We start from the raw sequence: 18636 nt of genomic DNA, 5'->3' as shown, positions 1-18636 counted from the left end.
AAATCCGTTCAAAAATTTTTTTCTTCTTCCGTTCAAAAAAGAAGTGTTATGGTTATTCAACGTAAGTTCTACGATATAAATCAATGATTTCTTTTGCAAGGTCTGTAAATGCGATCGATGTCATCAAGTGATCTTGACTATGCACAGTCAACAGCGTTACTTGCATATGATTTCCTTGTGCTTCTTGCGTGAGCATTTGAGTTTGTGAATGATGCGCTTCTACCAGAGAGGCTTCAGCATCGCGGATTTTTTGCTCCGCTAAATCAAAATCTCCTTTTTTCGCCGCAGAAATCGCTTCCATTGCATCGCTTTTTGCATTTCCACCATACATGATCAATCCCATGATGGCTTCTAGATTTTGTTGATCTTCCACTATTCTACCTCCAGCTTCACGATTGATTATTTCATTAATTTTTCAGCTTGTTCAAGTACTTTTGCACCGTTCATCATGCCATAATCTTGCATATTGATAACATCCAATGGAATTCCTTTTGGCGCTAATTTTTGTTCAAATTGTGCTTTCATAAAGCGAACTTGTGGACCTAATAATAGAACATCTACATTTTTTGATTCAAGGTTATTGTCAGCATCTGAAGCTGAAACCGCAAAGATATCTGCTTCCATTCCTTTTTCTTCTGCTGCTTTTTGCATTTTTGTTACTAATAAACTTGTACTCATTCCTGCAGAACATACTAACATGATTGTTTTTTTCTCCATTTTTTCCACTCCTTTAAATTTGGTTTTACACTATAACTATAATGCAAGAAGCATGCCAAACACTAAATAGGTAAAATAGCGTTTTCACAACACTAATCAAGCAAACACAGTGTACACACTAATCGTTAGTGTGTACACTGTGTAATTTCAATCATTTTTTTATTTTATTTTCTATAAACATTTGTGTGATAAAAGCAATTTCATGTTCTGGGATTTTCACACCATATTTACGTTCGATCCCGATCAAATTCGTTCGAACAATATCCATTTCTAAGCGATACATTTTTGCAAAAATGGGGAAATCATCAAATGTACGCAATTTTTCATGTTTGATTAGACCATCAATCAAAAAAGCAACATGGATCACGATACCCGTATCCACACCTGGTTCAACGATGATCGATAAGTCTGTTTGGATTTGTTGGACCGCTTTTTGCAAAGCTTGAATCAAACGCTCAACAGATGATATCGCATTCAATGAGTCTTTTAATGAATCAACAATTTTCGCTGTCGGAACTTCGTCATCTGCGATGCGTTTCAATGTATTGAGTTTTTCATCATCGAATACGTCATAGGCAGAGAAGAATGGGATATTTTGATAATCTACCTCAACAGTTCCGGCAATCGCCTTGATCTCATATTCTTCCAATAACGCATCAATGTGGCGTTTAAATGATTCACGTTCCAAAAACTGCATTTGGATCACTTCAACTTTATCCTGATTGATAACGGGCACAATTCGTTGATACAGTTTTGCTGCCACCCCTTCTCCAGTAAAACAAGTCACGATCACTGCTTTTTTCCGTTCGTTCATTTCCTGCTTTTCGATTTTAAATTGATCTTTGACAATCGATTCAAAAGACATTTGGATACTTTGGTAGATATCTTCTAAGCTTCTACCAACATTTGCCATCCGGATTGCTTCGATGACGATCATGGTACTGGTCATCGTAATTGCTTTTGTACGTATCCCCGTCTCTTCATAGATCAAATCGCTGAATGTATTCAGTGAACCCATATCAGTCAGTAAAATCAACCCATTTGTTAAATTGCTTTGACGATTCTTTACATATTTCAATACTTCTTCGTACATGGATTGAACTTCCATCTCTAATGGCATATTGAACGCTTGACCGATCGTTGTTCCGAGTAAAGCTTGCGCCATCTCCAACATACTTGAAGCGGTTTGTCGCCCGTGCATCAAGACTAACACGTCGACTTTATTTTCTTTGACTGGTTCACTTTCTCCGAGGTTGATCGATAAAAACATACTGATAAAGCCAATTTCATCAAATGGTATCTCTACTTGTTGATCTTCTTCAATGATCGTAGACAAATCGATTGCAACTTGAAATTCTTTTTTGAACTTCTTTCGTATATTATTCAAGTCTGGATGAACGATCATATGTCCATCTTTCACACGATCCAATGTACTTTGCAAATGTAAGGCAAAGGCAAAGCGTGCTTTTTGGTTATAGATTCGGTCTAGTCGTTTCTCAGCAACATCGTATAGCTCATTTGTCAAACGCCAGATGTCTTCTGGAAGTAAATCTTTAGGGATCGTACTTTTCGTCAATTCTTTTACATACGTTTGAAAATAGGCATCGACATCTTTCGAGATCAACGCCTCAAGATCAATATTTTCGCCACCCGTTTCAGAAAGTGACATCACCTTTTCTTCAATATCATTGTACACTTGCATGTTTCTTTCTGGGTCCCGAGACCAAACCACATCAGCGAATCCTGGCTCAAATGTCAAATATTGACTCTTACTATCCATGAAGCGATCTAATCGTTCAGGGACTTCTTTGATTCGTAATAATCCTTTTTGGACTTGCAGGGATAACTCTTCTTTTCGAATGACTAATTTTTCTTCTTGGTGCATACGATAATGAAGGAATGACTTAGCACAGACTAATTTCAGGTCACGTTTCACTTGCCCGATATTTCCCTCTGCGTCGTATAACATAAAAGCTAAAATCGCTTCTTTTTCAATATCGATCCGCTGATTCAAACGATTCGCTTCTTGCTTGATAAACAAGGAAATGATTTCATACCGCTCATCTAATGAACGAGAGGCCAGATTTGGCAAAGTGATTGCCATCGGTATCCTGCGGTTAAATGTCGTCAAAAAACTTTCAGATGATTCTGTCGTTGCTCCGATGATCTGAACAGACGCCTCATGGACTTGTGCGCTCTCCCCTAATGGGCGATAAACGCCTTTGTCGATAAACGTGAAGAGCATCTCTTGCCCTTCTGGAGGTAAGCGATGGATCTCATCTAAAAATAAGATCCCCCCATCTGCTTTAGCCATCAAACCTTGGCTATCTTGTGTTGCACCTGTATAAGCACCTTTTTTTATTCCGAAGATATGTCCAAACAACAACTGTGGGTTTTGCGCATAATCTGCACAATTAAATGAAATAAATGGGGCATCTGGAGAAAGCATTTCCGAATCGATTGCAAAATGGTACATACATTCAGCAAACATCGATTTCCCTGTTCCTGTCTCCCCAAAAATAATCGTATGCAATCCTCTTGGCGGATATAAAATCGCTGCTTTAGCCTGTTGGATACTTACTTTTAATGATTCATTCTCCCCTACTAGGGTTTCAAAAGTGACTTGTGTAGAAGCGTCCACATGAACTTTATCTGAAGCTGTTTTTTTGGGAGGCATAGAATAAACTACAGGTCTGCCAGTGCTTTTCACGATGTAATGCGCTTTATATAAATCACTTAGATAACGACTTGCATTACTACGATCAATCTCTAATTGCTTCGCAACATCCGTTGCTGTCAATCCTTTATGATTTTCCGTAAGTAAATCCAAGATTTCTTCCTGTCTTTCGTTCATGATAACTCTCCTTTAACCAAACGACCTGTTTCCATTTTCAATATAATAACACAAAAAGGCGCTTATTTGCGCCTTGCTCCTTTATTTTTATCTTTTTTATGCTTGTTTTTGTGTTTTGTTTTAGGAGAAGAAGCAACTTTTTTTGTAACTGTTTCACTTGCTTCTTTTTTTCCTAATTCTTTCTTTTTTGGGAGCATTTTTGTTGGGGCTTTTTCAGGGGCTTCTGTCTGTAAGCCTCCCCCATAAATAAATAATTCAGTGAGTTCTGTTTCTGTTTGTCGAGCCATTTTTTTTAAGTCTCTTAGTGTATGTTCATTCACAAAGGTGATGACTTGTCCTTCTTGCCCCATTCGACCAGTTCTACCAGCACGATGCAAATATGTTTCTTCTGTCATTGGAACGTCGACATTGACAACATAAGGCAGTTCCGCGATATCTAGCCCACGAGCAGCTACATCCGTTGATAACAACATGCTGATTTTGCCTTCTTTGAATTGATTCAATGCCGCTTTTCGTAACAGCTTGTTTTGGTCAGATGCTAAACTCGCCACGCGGATTCCTCGATAACTCATTTTTTCTTCCATCATGCCTAACTCACTCAACTGGTTGAAAAAAACAAGACCTTGGAAACCTTCCACATGGGCTAATCGTCTTAGATAGTCCTCTGTTTTTCGAGCAGGAACACGGATAAAATAGTGACTAAGTCCTTTCCTTGAATCATCCATTTTAGTAACGTCGACCACTTTCAGCGATTGTTTTGTCAATGATTCGATTTGCTGGATGGAACGATCGGCTGTTGCTGAAAAGAAAGCTAATTGGTAGTCGGTTGGCGCTTGATGAATGATTTGATCAATAAATGGTCGATTTCCTTCATCAAAAAGTTGATCTGCCTCGTCAAATACGATTGTTTGGATTTGATGAGCCTTTATTTTTTTTTGTTTCATCAACTCCAATACACGACCTGGTGTGCCTACCAATACTTCCGGTTTCTTTTTTAGTCCTTCGATTTGGCGTTTGACATTTGCACCGCCCACAACAGATTGGACAGAGATTGCTAAATCTTTTGCCCATTCACGGGTGACCTCAGCAACTTGGATCGCCAATTCTTGCGAAGAAGCAAGGATCAATAGGGTACTTGCCTCTCCTTTTTTCACATTCAATAGTAAAGGCCATAGATAAGCTAAGGTCTTACCTGAACCGGTTGGAGAAACAGCAATCAAGCTTTTACCTTCTTTTAAGTCAGTGAATACTTCTTGTTGGATAAACGATGGGACAGTGAACCCTTTTTCTTCCCATTTATTTTGCCAATTAGTTGGAAAATGTTTTACAAAATCAGTCATTACTCAGTTCCCTCTTTATCTGCATCGAATTCGATCCCACCACTGATTCGCAAATCATAAACGACTTGATTCACGTTTCGTGCAAGTTCGACCCATTCTTCATACTGTAATCCCCATTGTGGATCTTTAGGGTTCATGATCACATTCGCAAAATCTTCTGCCTCTTCACTCATTGGATTTTCAGAAGCTACGATCTCTAATTTTTCAATTTGTTCGTGGTTACGATCATGGTACTCTGCTTGCTCAATTGCATTGACGCCATTCATGATCACTGTTCCACTATCAAAATAAATCTCGGAAGGTAGATATGAATCACCAATTTTGCCCGGTTGGATTGCTACATCAAAAGTAGCATAGCGCAAGATCCCCCAACCTAATCCATCAACACCTGTAGCTATTTTTCTAGGGAAATAATGGACTTCTTGCGGCTTGCCAAACCAACCTACAGCTGCGTAGACAAGGTAAACGCCGAGATCCATCATTGCTCCACCTGAAAAACGCGGAGAGAAAATATTCGGTTCTTCCCCATCTAATACTTGATCATAACGAGAAGAATATTTCATATAGCTGAAATTTGCGCCAATGATCTCATCTTTCAAAGGTAAAAATTCTGCAATTTTTTTAAACCCAGCTTCATGGATATTTCGCGCGGCTTCAAAGAAAAAGACTTTCTCTTGGTTTGCCAAATGAATGATCTCTTCCATTTCTTTTGGTGTACTAAATGCCGGTTTTTCTACAATCACATTTTTCCCTGCCAAAATTGCTTGCTTCGCATGCTGAAAATGCAAACTATTTGGCGAAGCAATATAGACCGTATCCATGTGTTCTAACTCAAAAAAAACAGTTAAATCTGTTGCGAATGCGATATCGCCTTCATATTCTGCGCCAAATTGTTGCGCTTTTTCTAAATGTCTTGAATAAACAGCTGTTAATTCATACTTACGTGTCGCTAATGCTGCTTGAACAAATTGATGGGTAATCCAATTTGTGCCGATTATACCTAAATGGATCATCTTTACGCCTTCTTTCTATAAATTAGGATCTTCAAAAACTGTATTTAGGTCAAATGGGATTGCTTGTTTCAATACCACTTGTTTTTCTGTTACTTGACAATTATATACGATTACTTGAACACCTGCTTGTTGAGCAAAACGAAAAGCAGTGGCTAATTCTGGTTGCATCTGTTCATGGATCGTTGCTTGATGCAAGTGTTCAAATTGTACAATAAAAAGAATATAGGTCTCATAGCCTTCTTGATGCGCGCGGATCAATTCATTGACGTGTTTAAGTCCACGAATGGTCGGTGCATCGGGAAAAGCACCTATTGCTTTGTTTTCCAAGGTCATCCCTTTGACTTCTACAAATGCTTTTTGACCACAACTTGTTTCTAAATAAATATCGAATTTAGACTTTCCAAAGGTCACTTCACGTTTGTAGAACTCAATATCACCATTTAAATTTGGTAAGTGGATCGTCCCATCTAAAATTCCATCAATCGCTAATCGGTTTGGTAACTGACTATCGATATTGAACCACTGCTGCTCTTTTTTTACAGCAATTAGATCATAGGCAGTTTTACGTTTTGTTCCAGGAATGTGTACTAACGCCACCTCTGCACCAGGAAGCAACAACTCTTTGCCTCTACCTGTATTCTTAACATGAGTTTTGACTACTTCTCCTTTTTTGTTCAAACAAAAAGCAATAAAGCGATTTGGTCGTTCAATGAAGTAAGCAATTTCAACATCTTGGTAGTCCAATAGTCATCACCTGTCTCCCTACTACTGTATCCTACCATATTTTTACTAAAAACACTTGAAAAACCAGTCGAAAGTCTTAGAGAAATCATGCACTTTCTTTAGTAAACTATAAGAAAAGGAACAATAAGCAAAATATGCTTTTATCATAAATGAAGACAAAGGAGTGGAAAAAAATGAAAAAAAGAATCATCTATATCCTACTTGCCGGTATCGCAACACTTGCTGGAAAAAAAGTACTCGATCATAAAAAGAAAGAAGCACAGGTCGATCATTTGAATAAATACTGTGGAACTTGGTCATTTACGGATACCAGCCAAACACACCATGAACTGACCATCCATTCTGATTATTCTTTTTGGCTTGATGACCGTTCTTTAGGAACACTATTAGTCGAAGTTACCTCCGAAAAATTGATAGTTAGAGATCAGTATGGCTTTTACCTAACGTTTTCTTACAACGACATGTTATTGTACGATGAAGCAAATGATTCCGCTTATTTATTATCAAAAAAATCATGATTATCCTAGCTTAGTAGATGATACACTGCCAATCACTTCATTAACGTACTTCTTTTTTATAAAAACGAGACAAAGGGTTTAGAAAATTGCTGTTTTCTAAACCCTTTGTCTCGTTTTACAAGTTTCATCCATGCAATTTCCTCTAGGTCACAACGATCGAACAAATTATGCTATGATAAGAGCAAAGTACTTTTCAATTAGCGGCTATTTGATCACTACACATCTCAAATAACTACTTAGAAAGATGGACAAACGATGGAATACGAAAAATAAAAAAACCGACATTTCCGTCCTATTTTTTTCTCATAAAATAGTCAATTTGTGTTTTTTTTGTTACACTTACAAGTGATGGTTTCTTACCATGAAAGGATGATCGCATATGACACCAAACCGAGAAGATTATTTAAAAATCATTCTGGAATTAGGCGGTGACACAACAAAAGTCAATAATAAACAAATCGTTTCTAGCCTAGCAGTGTCACCTGCTTCAGTAAGCGAAATGATTTCTAAACTCGTTAAAGAAAAACTAGTCGAACACTCTCCTTACCAAGGTGTACAATTGACTGATAGCGGACTGATAAAAGCAAGTAGCCTGATACGTAAACATCGATTATGGGAAGTTTTTTTAGTCGAACATTTAGATTACAACTGGAATGAGGTTCATGACGATGCTGAGGTCCTTGAGCATGTGACTTCTGAACAGCTTGCGGATCATTTAGAAAGTTATTTAAATCATCCTAAACATTGCCCACATGGAGGCATTATCCCTAAAAAGGAACAGGTTGTCCATGAAGAGCGTCGTCAAACACTGGAATCCTACCCAGTCGGTACCAAAATTCGGATTGCTCGTGTCCTTGATGAAAAGGAATTATTAGACTATTTAGTCACAATCGATGTCAATATTGATGAAACTTATGAAATCACTGATGTAGCGGCCTATGAAGGACCAATCACCATCCAAAATAAAACTAAAAAAATTCCTGTCAGCTTTAAAGCCGCCAGCACAATTTTTGTTGATAAACTGTAAAGGAGATTACCCAAATAATGAATGAAAAAAACGTATTATTTACTATATTTGGCGGTACAGGAGATTTAGCACAACGTAAATTGTATCCTTCCCTTTTTCGTTTATACAAAAAGGGCAACTTGAGCGAACATTTTGCTGTGATCGGTACAGCACGTCGTCCTTGGAGTGATGAACACTATCGTGAAGTGGTTAAAGGAACAATCGAAACATTAAATCCTTCTGCCGAAGAAGCCGAACGATTTGCTAGCCATTTTTATTACCAATCTCATGATGTCAATGATTCTTCTCATTACCAAACATTAAAAGAATTATCTGATCGTTTAGATGAAAAATACCACTTGAATGGTAATCGAATGTACTATTTAGCCATGGCTCCACAATTTTTCGGTACGATCGTTTCACATTTGAAATCTCAGAAAATCATCACTGAAACTGGCTTCAATCGATTGATTATCGAAAAACCTTTTGGTTCTGATTTCCATTCAGCCTTTGAATTGAATGAAAAAATTCGACAAGTCTTTCCAGAAGACGATATTTTCCGTATTGACCATTATTTAGGTAAAGAAATGATCCAAAATATCTCTGCGATTCGCTTTGCCAATAATATTTTTGAGTCTCAATGGAACAATCGTTACATTGACAACATCCAAATCACTTTTGGTGAGAGTTTAGGTGTTGAAGATCGTGGCGGCTACTATGACCACAGTGGTGCGTTAAAAGATATGGTCCAAAATCATATCCTTCAAGTATTAGCATTACTTGCGATGGAACCCCCCGTTGCCTTTTCCGAAAAAGAAATCCGATCAGAAAAAATCAAAGCGTTAAAAGCGATTCGTATTTATGAAAAAAAAGAAGTCTTAGAAAATTTTGTACGTGGGCAATATGCTGCAGGTCAACTAGATGATCAGACATTCAAAGGCTATCGTGAAGAAGACAACGTTGATCCAGAATCAACAACTGAAACATTTGTTGCTGGAAAATTCACGATCGATAATTTCCGTTGGTCTGGCGTACCGTTTTATGTACGTACTGGGAAACGTCTTACTGAAAAAGGTACACGAATCAATATTGTCTTTAAACAAGTACCTGTCAATGTATTTAAAACATCGATCGACGAACCTTGTAGTGATCCAACGTTACCACCAAATGTTTTGACTATCTATATTCAACCAACAGAAGGTTTTTCATTTACATTAAATGGAAAAAAAGTTGGTCAAGGCTTCGCCACCGATCCAATCAAACTGGAATATCGCAATAGTGCTGAAATGGTCGAAAATAGTCCTGAAGCGTATGAAAAGCTTATGTTAGATGCGTTGAACGGTGATAGCACCAACTTCTCTCATTGGGAAGAAGTCGCACAATCTTGGCATATCGTTGACGTGATCCGCCAAGTTTGGGATCAAGTACAACCAGATTTCCCGAATTATAAAGCTGGTTCTATGGGTCCTGAAGCAGCATTCGAGCTTTTAGAAAAAGACGGGTTCGAATGGATCTGGCAACCAGATCATTGGTACCGTGAACGTGGTAAATTGGATTAGTGACCAATCATTTGCTATTCGCTTAAAAATACTCTTTGATGTAATAAAAACAACCAAACACAAGATGTGTTTGGTTGTTTTTTACTAACTTCTATTCAAAACCTTCTGCGACTGCTTCTGGATAGAATTCTTCAACAAGCTGTGCGCAACGTCCGCATAAGTGTGGTAATTTTTCATCAGTTCCAACATCTTTACGGATTTGACGGCAACGATCACATGTTTCACCTTCTGCTTTTTCGACTAAAATCGCTACATCATCAAAGACTAAAGCATTTTCAGGCGCTTCAATGTTTTCTGGCATAACCGTAAAGTAGTCTGGTGAGACGATCAATAATTGAGGAATGTCAGCAGCAACTGCTGTCAATAATTGATTCACCTGTTGATTTGGATAGATCGTTAATTTTGCTTCTAATGATTTTCCGATCAATTTACTATTTCTTGCTTCTTCTAGTGCTTTTAAGACTTTATCACGGAAATCCATGAAGGCCGCCCATGTATCTAATAACTCATCTTGGTTAGGATATTCAACATATCCTGGTAACTCACTTAATTGAACATAAGCTTCCTCTTCTTTTAAGAAGGACCAGATTTCCTCTGTTGTGTGAGGAATGATCGGTGTCAGTAATTTTGTTAATGAAACAGCTGTTTCATAAAAAACAGTTTGCATACAACGACGTTGATGATCATTTTCTGCTTCAATATAAACAACATCTTTTGCAAAATCAAGATAGAAAGAAGAAAGATCAACTGTTAAGAAATTCATCACTGTGCGATAGATTTGCATAAAGTTATACTTATCATATCCTTCTTCACGGATTTCTTTGATGACTTGATTTAAACGAACTGTCATATATTTATCAACTGAACGACGATCTTCATACGCTACTGCATCTTTCTTAGGGTCAAAATCATCCGTATTTGCTAATAGGAAACGCATCGTATTTCGGATTTTTCGATAAACTTCAGCAACTTGACCTAAAATATCCATAGACACACGAACATCTGCTTCGTAGTCCACACTAGATACCCATAGACGTAGAATATCCGCACCAAATTGTTTGATCACTTTATCTGGAACGATCGTATTGCCTAATGATTTACTCATTTTTCGACCTTCTCCATCTAACGTGAACCCTTGTGATAGAACTGCTTTGTATGGCGCAACACCATTGATCGCGACACTTGTTGTGATACTTGAGTTGAACCAACCACGGTATTGATCGGAGCCTTCAAGGTACATATCTGCTGGGAAAGATAACTCAGGGCGTTGACGTAAAACTGCTTCATGAGAAGAACCTGAATCAAACCATACGTCCATGATATCTGTTTCTTTAGTAAATTCGCCATTTGGTGATCCTGGATGCGTAAAGCCTTCAGGTAGTAAGTCCTTCGCTTCTTTTTCAAACCAAATGATTGAGCCATGGGCCGCAAATAATTCAGCGACATGTTCAATCGTCTCAGGTGTAATGATTGCTTCACCATTTTCAGCATAAAAGATTGGTAGTGGGACGCCCCAAGCACGTTGGCGTGAGATGACCCAATCGCCGCGATCACGTACCATATTGTAAAGACGTGTTTTTCCCCATGGAATGATCCAATCAACTTTTTCCACTTCATCAAGAATGTTTTGGCGGAAATCATTGATTGAAGCAAACCATTGTGGTGTTGCACGATAAATGACAGGTTTTTTAGTACGCCAGTCATGTGGGTAACTATGGGTGAAGAAATCCAATTTCAACAAGGCACCTTTTTCTTTTAATAGATCCGTGATCATTGGATTTGCTTTGTCATAAAAGATTCCTTCGAATCCAGGAGCTTCATCAGTAAATACACCTTTAGAATCAACGGGAGAAACAACAGGTAATTTGTAACGATTTCCTGCAATATAGTCATCTTCCCCGTGTCCAGGTGCAGTGTGAACTAATCCAGTACCGGCATCCAGCGTCACATGATCTCCTAATATCACTAAAGATTCACGATCATAGAATGGATGTGTCGCTGTCATGTATTCCATCTCTTGTCCTGCAAATTCTTTTAAGACTTGGACTGCTTCCCAGCCAATTGCTTGTTGTACCGTTTCCATCAAATCTTTGGCAACGACAAATTTGCGACCATCAGCTTCTACTAAGACATACGTAAATGTTGGATTTACAGCAATCCCTTGGTTAGCTGGCAATGTCCATGGTGTAGTTGTCCAAATAACGAAAGCAGTATCTTCTTCCAAAAGACCTTTGCCATCTTTCACAGTGAAGGCGACGTAGATTGAAGGAGATTTGACATCTTTATATTCAATTTCAGCTTCAGCTAATGAGGATTCACTAGATGGTGACCAGTAAATTGGTTTTAATCCTTTATAGATATATCCTTTTTCAGCCATTTTACCAAACACACGGATCTGTGCAGCTTCATAGGAAGGATCTAAAGTGACATAAGGATTTTCCCAATCACCAGCAACACCTAGACGTTTAAAGTCTTCTCGCTGTTTGTCTACTTGTGAAAGGGCGTATTCACGACACTTTTCCAAATATTCAGCCATCGTCATTTCTTTTCTTTTGATCCCTTTGTTCGTCAACACTTGCTCAATCGGTAAGCCATGCGTATCCCAACCGGGAACGTACGGCGCACGAAAACCAGACATTGATTTTGAACGGATGATGATATCTTTACTAATTTTATTTAAAGAATGCCCTAAATGGATATTTCCGTTTGCATACGGAGGCCCATCATGAAGAATGAAGCTTGGTTTGCCTTCATTCAACGCTTGTCTTTGTTGATAGATTTGATTTTCTTCCCATTCTTTTTGCCATTCACCTTCACGGTTTGGCAAATTCCCACGCATAGGAAAACTTGTTTTTCCTAGTTGTAAGGTTTCTTTCATTTTCATACAAACACTCCTTAACTATAGTTTACAGAACGCAAAAAAGCATGCTCATCCTAGGGACGAACATGCCGTGGTACCACCCAAATTTAGTTACGATCGTAACTCTCAAAGACCGATAACGAGGTCAACCGCTATTTCTTACTAGTGTTCAGAAATAAATCAAGTAGAGGATCTTTCACTTTGCAGGGTCTTACCAATCTCACACTGTCATTGGCTCGCTTTAAGAATGTCAAAATGCTTTTCTGTTCTACTCTTCTTCGTATTCTCCAGGAATGATCGAAAGATCGATTGCTTGCGTATCAAAAGCAGTCACTGGAGACTCGTATACTCCTGTTTCAGAGTGTACATCACTTTCATTTTCATTGTCAAGCTGTTTTGCCAAAACTTCTTTGATTACTTCATGGCTATCTGTTACATAACTAGAAAATGGTTGTAGGATCTCATCCCATTCTGGACTTTTTACTTGTTCAAGTTGAGATTCCAACATCAAGCTGATTCGTTGATGGAATACACGAGTTTTCTTCTTCAAGTCCTCTGTTTCTGTCGCTAATTGTCTTGCTTTTTCAGTCGCATCTGTCAAGATACGACGTGCTTTTTCTTCAGCATCTGTAGTTAATTGGTGCGCACGTTTTTCAGCATTTGCGACCATTTCGTCCGCTTTGTTTTGTGCAGAAGTAACAATCACTTCTGATTCTTTGCTTGCACTTGTTTTTACTTTGTCAGCTGTATCTTGTGCCACAATGATCGATTGATTCAACGCATCTTTCAATTCATTGAAGTACTCAAGTTTTTCTTCCGAATGCTTTACTGCTTTTTCTAATTCACGATTTCTTTGTGTTACTTCTTCGTAATCACGAACGACTAAATCTAAGAAATCATCTACTTCGTCTTGATTGTATCCCCGCATTTTTGTTGGGAATGTTTTATTTTGAATATCTAATGGAGTTAAAGCCATGAGTAAACCACCTTCTTGTTTTATTTACGTAATACACCAAACAACACCCTGCACTTGTCTTTTTTCGTTTTCCCCTCAAGGTCTTGGATCTGTATTCTACCATACCCTCTGATCGAAACAATGTCCAATAACTCAAGTAGAAAGTCCGGTTTTGTATTTTCTGTCCAATTGACTTTTACTTTACCTGCTTCGATCAGTTGCTTCGAACGTTGTCTGGATATATTATAGATTTCCGATATCACAGTGTCCAGTCTAAGTGAAGTGACCGTTCCTCTTTCTTGCATCCAGCTATCTTTTGGCAAGACCATATCTGTATACTTGATTTCCTCTAAGCGTACAGCTACTTTTCCGATCTTAGTCACTTGATTAACGACAAAGTGGTCGACTTCATTTGCAATGAAAACTTGCCATCGTTCATCATCTGAAATAATATCACCAAAATATGAACGTTTTATCCCTGTACCAACTAATGTACCTAGGATCTTCCCATGGCTTAAACTGGCAAATTTACTGGGATAATGGACTTCATATAATGACATTTCAAAATCTTCATCAACAGGCTCATAATAGTCTGGGAAAATCAAGCATCTTTTCCGTTCCGCTTGCTCATACCCACCATATAACTGAAAACGCAAGTCACTATTTTGACGTATCAGGGTCTCTAAGATGTAGCACTGTCTCGGATCAAGAAATTCTGTCAGATATGGTGCATACTGACTCTGGACCTGTTCAATCCAATCTCCGACAGAGTCGATAAAAGAACGTTCATCTACTCGGAAATGTTGATATACATTCGCATCCACTTGATCCCCTCCTATCTCCCTCTTTATTCTACGCTAAATAGCGAACGTAATCATCCATAAAACGATATGCTGCAATCCTTGTACGGCAAGATTCAAAATCAAAATCGATGCTAAGATCGTAAAATCAATTGGTCCAAATCTTAACGGCAAACGATCAAATAGGCTGATATATGGTTCACAAATCTTTGCTAATATACGTCCAAGACTAGATTGGTACCCTCCAGGAAACCAAGATAGTAACGCATAAACTACTAGAATCATGCTGTAAAAGTATGCAGCACGTGAAATTAAATTAAGTAACATAAAAAGAATATAAATGTTTACTCCTCCTCTTTACAGATCAAACATACTGCCATCTGCGAAAGATTGAGCCGTTGAACTATCGATTTCCAGACCAGCAGGTGTGCAAAGGAAAATCTCATCACCTACTCGTTTGATATCGCCGTCTAACGCATAGACTGTCCCTGTTAGGAAATCCACGATACGTCGAGCCTGCTTTTCTTCTACTAATCGAAAATTGACTAATGTTGCTTCTCCCGCAATGATCCTTTTAGCAATCGTCATCGCTTCAGAGTAGGCACGAGGTTCCATCACTGTGATTTTTCCTGCTACCTGTGTGTTAGGTTGAACAGATGGTCTCGTTTGTCGTTGGTCTTTTTGCGTATTTTTTGTAGAAGTTTGATGTAATTCAATGACTTTTTTTGTTTCGTTCATCGGCGCATTCTCAAGACCAACCGGACGAGATGTCGTCGCTGGACGTTGTTTTTTTTCAATCGGCTGTGAAACAGCTGGAGAATGTTGTTGATACTGTGTGTTTGATTTAGTTGGTTGCTTGGCAACCTGTTGTTGTTCAGGATAATCTTCGTATTCGTACTCTTCTTCATCCGCTAATCCGAAAAAATTAGCAATTGCTCCCCTGTTTAAAAGTGACATTATTCTTCCTCCTCGTCTTTGAATAGCGCTGTTCCTACACGGATAAATGTAGCTCCTTCTTCAATTGCAAGTTGAAAATCTTGGCTCATCCCCATGCTCAGTTCGGTACATGGTGCATGTGTGTATTGTTTTGATTGGGCAAGATCACGCAATTCTCTCAGCGTTTCAAATACTTTATGAATTTGTTCAGCAGAAGCGTCCTTCGGTGCCATAGTCATAAGTCCCACTACCTGTATATTTGGATAGGCTGCTAAAGATTCTAAGAAAGGTAGAAGCTCCGCTGGTGAGATACCGTGTTTCGATACTTCACCAGACACATTGACTTCTACAAAACAAGCTAGCTGTTTTTCTAATCTTTTTTGGATTTCTTCTGCTAATTTCAAACTGTCTAACGCATGAAAGTAATCAATTTCATTTACAATCAATTTTACCTTTCTGCGTTGTAAATTACCAATTAAATGCCACTTCACTTCAGAATATTTAAGCAAATCTTGTTTTTTTTGCAACAATTTATCGACACGATTTTCTGCACAATGTGTGACTCCAGCATTGATTAATTCTTCAGCTTGGAGTGACTCTACAGATTTTGTAACAGCTACTAATGTCACTTCTTTCGGGTCACGATGAACAAGAGCACACGAATCCTGAATGTCTTGCTTGATATTCTGCAAGTTGTCAGCAATCATGTGCTCTTCCTCCTTTTATTTTTTACGACGGAAAAACGGCGGTGTATTCAATTCGTCGTCACCTTTTGTTTTTGTTTCTTCACGATTGAATGTATCAAATTCTTTTTTCTCAATAGTTTCGTAATTAGACTCATCCACTTTTGGACGAACATTTTGTTCGCGGCGGATGTCCCAATCACCAAAACTGCTTTCATCCTCAGCAGTAATTGGTTTTGCTTGGTCCATGTCTAATCGATTGCTTTGAGCAGAAGATTGCGTTTGAGTTGACGTTTGTCTAGCTGGACGACTAGACTTCCGTTCCTTTTTTGTTTCATCAATACCTGTAGCAATGACCGTTACACGGATTTCATCGCCCATTTCTTCATTGATCGATGTCCCTAAGATGATATTTACATCGCCAGTTGCTGCATTTGCTACGATATCTGAAGCATCTTGTGCTTCGAATAACGTCATATCCAAGCCACCAGTGATGTTCAATAGGACTTGTTCTGCCCCATCGATCGATGTTTCTAATAATGGAGAAGAGATTGCTTTTTTCGTTGCTTCGATCACGCGTTCTTCACCGCTTGCTACTCCGATACCCATCAAAGCAGTACCTTGGTTTGCCATCACTGTTTTCACATCAGCAAAATCCAAGTTTACGTAACCTGGTGCAGTGATTAGATCAGAGATACCTTGCACACCTTGGCGTAAGACATTATCTGCCTCGCGGAATGCTTCAAGCATTGGTGTCTTTTTATCAACGACTTCAAGAAGTCGGTTGTTTGAGATGATCAATAATGTATCTACGTTTTCTTTCAAACGTGCGATACCTTCCGCAGCAAAACGGCCACGTTTTGGTCCTTCAAATGTAAATGGACGAGTGACGACACCTACTGTCAATGCACCCAATTCTCTAGCAATTCCAGCAACGATCGGTGCAGCACCAGTACCAGTTCCACCACCCATACCAGCAGTGATGAAGATCATGTCTGCGCCTTCTAATGCTTCACGTAGAGATTGTTCACTCTCTTCAGCTGCTTTTTGGCCAACTTCTGGTTGTGAACCTGCACCTAAACCACGTGTGTATTTAGGTCCTAATTGGATCACTGTTTCAGCTTTTGAATTTTTTAATGCTTGGACGTCTGTGTTGGCAGTGATAAATTCAACACCTTTAACGTTTTCTTCAATCATACGGTTTACAGCGTTTCCGCCTCCGCCACCGACGCCGATTACTTTGATGACTGCGCCGTCATTGATGTTATTATCAATTGAGAATTCCATGTTTTTTTTCCTCCCACGATGATTAATCAAATATATTGGTAAAAAATCCTTTGATTTTACTTGTTACGTTTTCGCCAGAATTTTTTTCTTCTGGTTCTTCGTTATACGTTGTTTCTTCTGCCACATCGTATTGTTCATAAGATGTGTGAGCTTCCGGCTCATTGGTTGTATAATGAACAGGTGCTGATTCCCCCATAACAGCGATTTTAGCTAATTGGTATACTTCACTTAAATTCGCAGAGTAATCAACGATACTGATCACGTTTGTAAATACTGGATTTCTTAGACCCATTTGATTTGGTACATAAAGCTTCACATTTACGCCAAATATTTCCTGTGCCAAATCAACGACACCTGGAAGGCTTGCTGCCCCACCAGTTAAGACGATACCGCCAGGCAGCTCTAACGCTTCGATTTGATCTAACGCTTCTTTTGCTTTATTGAAGATTTGTTCCATTCGAGCAGAGATTACTTCTGATAGGTAATGTTCATCGACTCGAACAGGTTCTGTTTGGCCGATCACATCTACCGGAAATTCTTCTTGCTCTGAGGTACGTTCTGGATATGCATCCCCGTAATTTATTTTTAATGCTTCTGCATTGTTGAAGGAAGTATTTAAAACAATGGAGATATCTTTTGTGACAAATTCGCCACCTTCTTGATCTAGGCTCGTGAATTTCAACTGTTTGTCATGCATGACAGCTGTTGTTGTTTGTCCGCCACCCATATCGATAACGATTGTACCAAAATCTTTTTCTCCATCCGAAAGAATTGATTCAGTCAACGCTAAAGGTGTGATCACTAATTCATTGACGATCAATCCCGCATTTTCAACACATTTACGAATGTTATGAATGATTGTTTTTGGTCCAGTAAATAATAGACCATACATTTCTAATCTGACACCGATCATCCCACGAGGATCTTTGATGCCTTCGAATCCATCTACCGTAAAGTCCTGTGGTAAAATTGACACGATTTGACGTTCAGGAGGTATTGAACGAACCAGTGCAGCTGAAGCCACATTGCGGACATCTTCATCGGTGATTTCTTTTGAATCTCCGTTTACTGCAATCATCCCTTGGCAGTTTTCTACTTCAAGCATGTTTGCTGGTAGACCCACGCTTACACTTTTGATTTGAATGCCGGCTTTTTCTTCTGCCTGACGCACTGCTCGCTGTATCGCTTGTACTGTTTTATCGATATCAACGATGATGCCTCGGTTAATCCCTTCTGATTTTGCGTTCCCTACTCCAATAATATTCATTTGGCTGTCGATATATTCAGCCACGACAACTTTGACAGATGTCGTTCCAATATCAAGGCCTACGTACATTCCTGTTTTTGCCATGAATGGGATTCCC

17 protein-coding genes are annotated in these 18636 nt (G+C 38.8%); 3 read left to right on the top strand and 14 right to left on the bottom strand.

Annotated elements, in window-relative coordinates; all coding sequences use genetic code 11:
• Nucleotides 1-52 precede the first annotated feature (52 nt).
• From IGJ99_RS04475 to sfsA, 6 genes are all read right to left on the bottom strand, one after another.
• Nucleotides 53-373 carry a PTS lactose/cellobiose transporter subunit IIA gene (locus IGJ99_RS04475; protein ID WP_010735962.1) on the bottom strand — a complete coding sequence of 107 codons (321 nt, stop codon included), beginning with the start codon at nt 371-373 and terminating at the stop codon, nt 53-55.
• A 26-nt stretch (nt 374-399) separates the two neighbouring features.
• Nucleotides 400-717 carry a PTS sugar transporter subunit IIB gene (locus IGJ99_RS04470; RefSeq protein WP_010735963.1) on the bottom strand — a complete coding sequence of 106 codons (318 nt, stop codon included), beginning with the start codon at nt 715-717 and terminating at the stop codon, nt 400-402.
• A gap of 151 nt (nt 718-868) precedes the next feature.
• Nucleotides 869-3571: a sigma 54-interacting transcriptional regulator gene (locus IGJ99_RS04465; protein ID WP_371740637.1), complete on the bottom strand. Its 2703-nt coding sequence runs from the start codon at nt 3569-3571 to the stop codon at nt 869-871.
• A 62-nt stretch (nt 3572-3633) separates the two neighbouring features.
• Nucleotides 3634-4911, bottom strand: a complete 1278-nt coding sequence (locus IGJ99_RS04460) for a DEAD/DEAH box helicase (RefSeq protein WP_010735965.1) — start codon at nt 4909-4911, stop codon at nt 3634-3636.
• A complete protein-coding gene (locus tag IGJ99_RS04455) occupies nt 4911-5924 on the bottom strand; it encodes a Gfo/Idh/MocA family protein (protein WP_010735966.1) in 1014 nt (337 codons plus the stop codon). The genes IGJ99_RS04460 and IGJ99_RS04455 overlap by 1 nt, the downstream gene beginning before the upstream one ends.
• Nucleotides 5925-5939: 15 nt before the next feature.
• Nucleotides 5940-6668, bottom strand: coding sequence for a DNA/RNA nuclease SfsA (gene sfsA / locus IGJ99_RS04450; protein WP_224434603.1), 729 nt, complete (start codon nt 6666-6668; stop codon nt 5940-5942).
• 173 nt (nt 6669-6841) lie between these two features.
• Between sfsA and IGJ99_RS04445 the strand changes: the two genes are divergently transcribed.
• The 3 genes from IGJ99_RS04445 (at nt 6842) to zwf (ending at nt 9751) form a co-directional block, all read left to right on the top strand.
• Nucleotides 6842-7186 carry a DUF4828 domain-containing protein gene (locus tag IGJ99_RS04445; protein WP_010735968.1) on the top strand — a complete coding sequence of 115 codons (345 nt, stop codon included), beginning with the start codon at nt 6842-6844 and terminating at the stop codon, nt 7184-7186.
• 379 nt (nt 7187-7565) lie between these two features.
• Nucleotides 7566-8213 carry a metal-dependent transcriptional regulator gene (locus IGJ99_RS04440; protein ID WP_010735969.1) on the top strand — a complete coding sequence of 216 codons (648 nt, stop codon included), beginning with the start codon at nt 7566-7568 and terminating at the stop codon, nt 8211-8213.
• Nucleotides 8214-8227: 14 nt separating this feature from the next.
• Entirely contained in the window at nt 8228-9751 is a 1524-nt protein-coding gene (gene zwf, locus IGJ99_RS04435; protein WP_194179777.1) for a glucose-6-phosphate dehydrogenase, read from the top strand.
• 91 nt (nt 9752-9842) lie between these two features.
• Here the strand turns inward: zwf and ileS are convergent, their stop codons facing one another.
• From ileS to ftsA, 8 genes are all read right to left on the bottom strand, one after another.
• The gene (gene ileS / locus IGJ99_RS04430) at nt 9843-12635 is read right to left on the bottom strand and encodes an isoleucine--tRNA ligase (protein ID WP_096081432.1); all 2793 of its coding nucleotides are present in this window, start codon (nt 12633-12635) and stop codon (nt 9843-9845) included.
• A 244-nt stretch (nt 12636-12879) separates the two neighbouring features.
• Nucleotides 12880-13587 (bottom strand): DivIVA domain-containing protein, encoded by a 708-nt coding sequence (locus IGJ99_RS04425; protein WP_010735972.1) that lies wholly within the window; start codon nt 13585-13587, stop codon nt 12880-12882.
• Nucleotides 13588-13607: 20 nt separating this feature from the next.
• On the bottom strand, nt 13608-14390 hold the full coding sequence (locus IGJ99_RS04420; protein ID WP_034689841.1) for an RNA-binding protein: 783 nt from the start codon (nt 14388-14390) through the stop codon (nt 13608-13610).
• Nucleotides 14391-14423: 33 nt separating this feature from the next.
• Complete coding sequence (locus tag IGJ99_RS04415; RefSeq protein WP_010735974.1) at nt 14424-14693, bottom strand: YggT family protein; 270 nt, start codon at nt 14691-14693, stop codon at nt 14424-14426.
• A 30-nt stretch (nt 14694-14723) separates the two neighbouring features.
• Nucleotides 14724-15323 (bottom strand): cell division protein SepF, encoded by a 600-nt coding sequence (locus IGJ99_RS04410; RefSeq protein WP_023519355.1) that lies wholly within the window; start codon nt 15321-15323, stop codon nt 14724-14726.
• Nucleotides 15323-16009 carry a YggS family pyridoxal phosphate-dependent enzyme gene (locus tag IGJ99_RS04405; RefSeq protein ID WP_010735976.1) on the bottom strand — a complete coding sequence of 229 codons (687 nt, stop codon included), beginning with the start codon at nt 16007-16009 and terminating at the stop codon, nt 15323-15325. Before IGJ99_RS04405 ends, IGJ99_RS04410 begins: the two co-directional genes overlap by 1 nt.
• A 15-nt stretch (nt 16010-16024) precedes the next feature.
• On the bottom strand, nt 16025-17272 hold the full coding sequence (ftsZ, locus tag IGJ99_RS04400; RefSeq protein ID WP_010735977.1) for a cell division protein FtsZ: 1248 nt from the start codon (nt 17270-17272) through the stop codon (nt 16025-16027).
• Between the two features lie 22 nt (nt 17273-17294).
• A complete protein-coding gene (gene ftsA / locus IGJ99_RS04395) occupies nt 17295-18623 on the bottom strand; it encodes a cell division protein FtsA (protein WP_019723318.1) in 1329 nt (442 codons plus the stop codon).
• Nucleotides 18624-18636: the final 13 nt, after the last annotated feature.

It is taken from the genome of Enterococcus sp. AZ095b (assembly GCF_051714725.1).
GTDB lineage: Bacteria > Bacillota > Bacilli > Lactobacillales > Enterococcaceae > Enterococcus_B > Enterococcus_B pernyi.
Note: the sequence above shows the minus strand (reverse complement) of the source record. Positions and strands in the feature narration are given on the sequence as shown.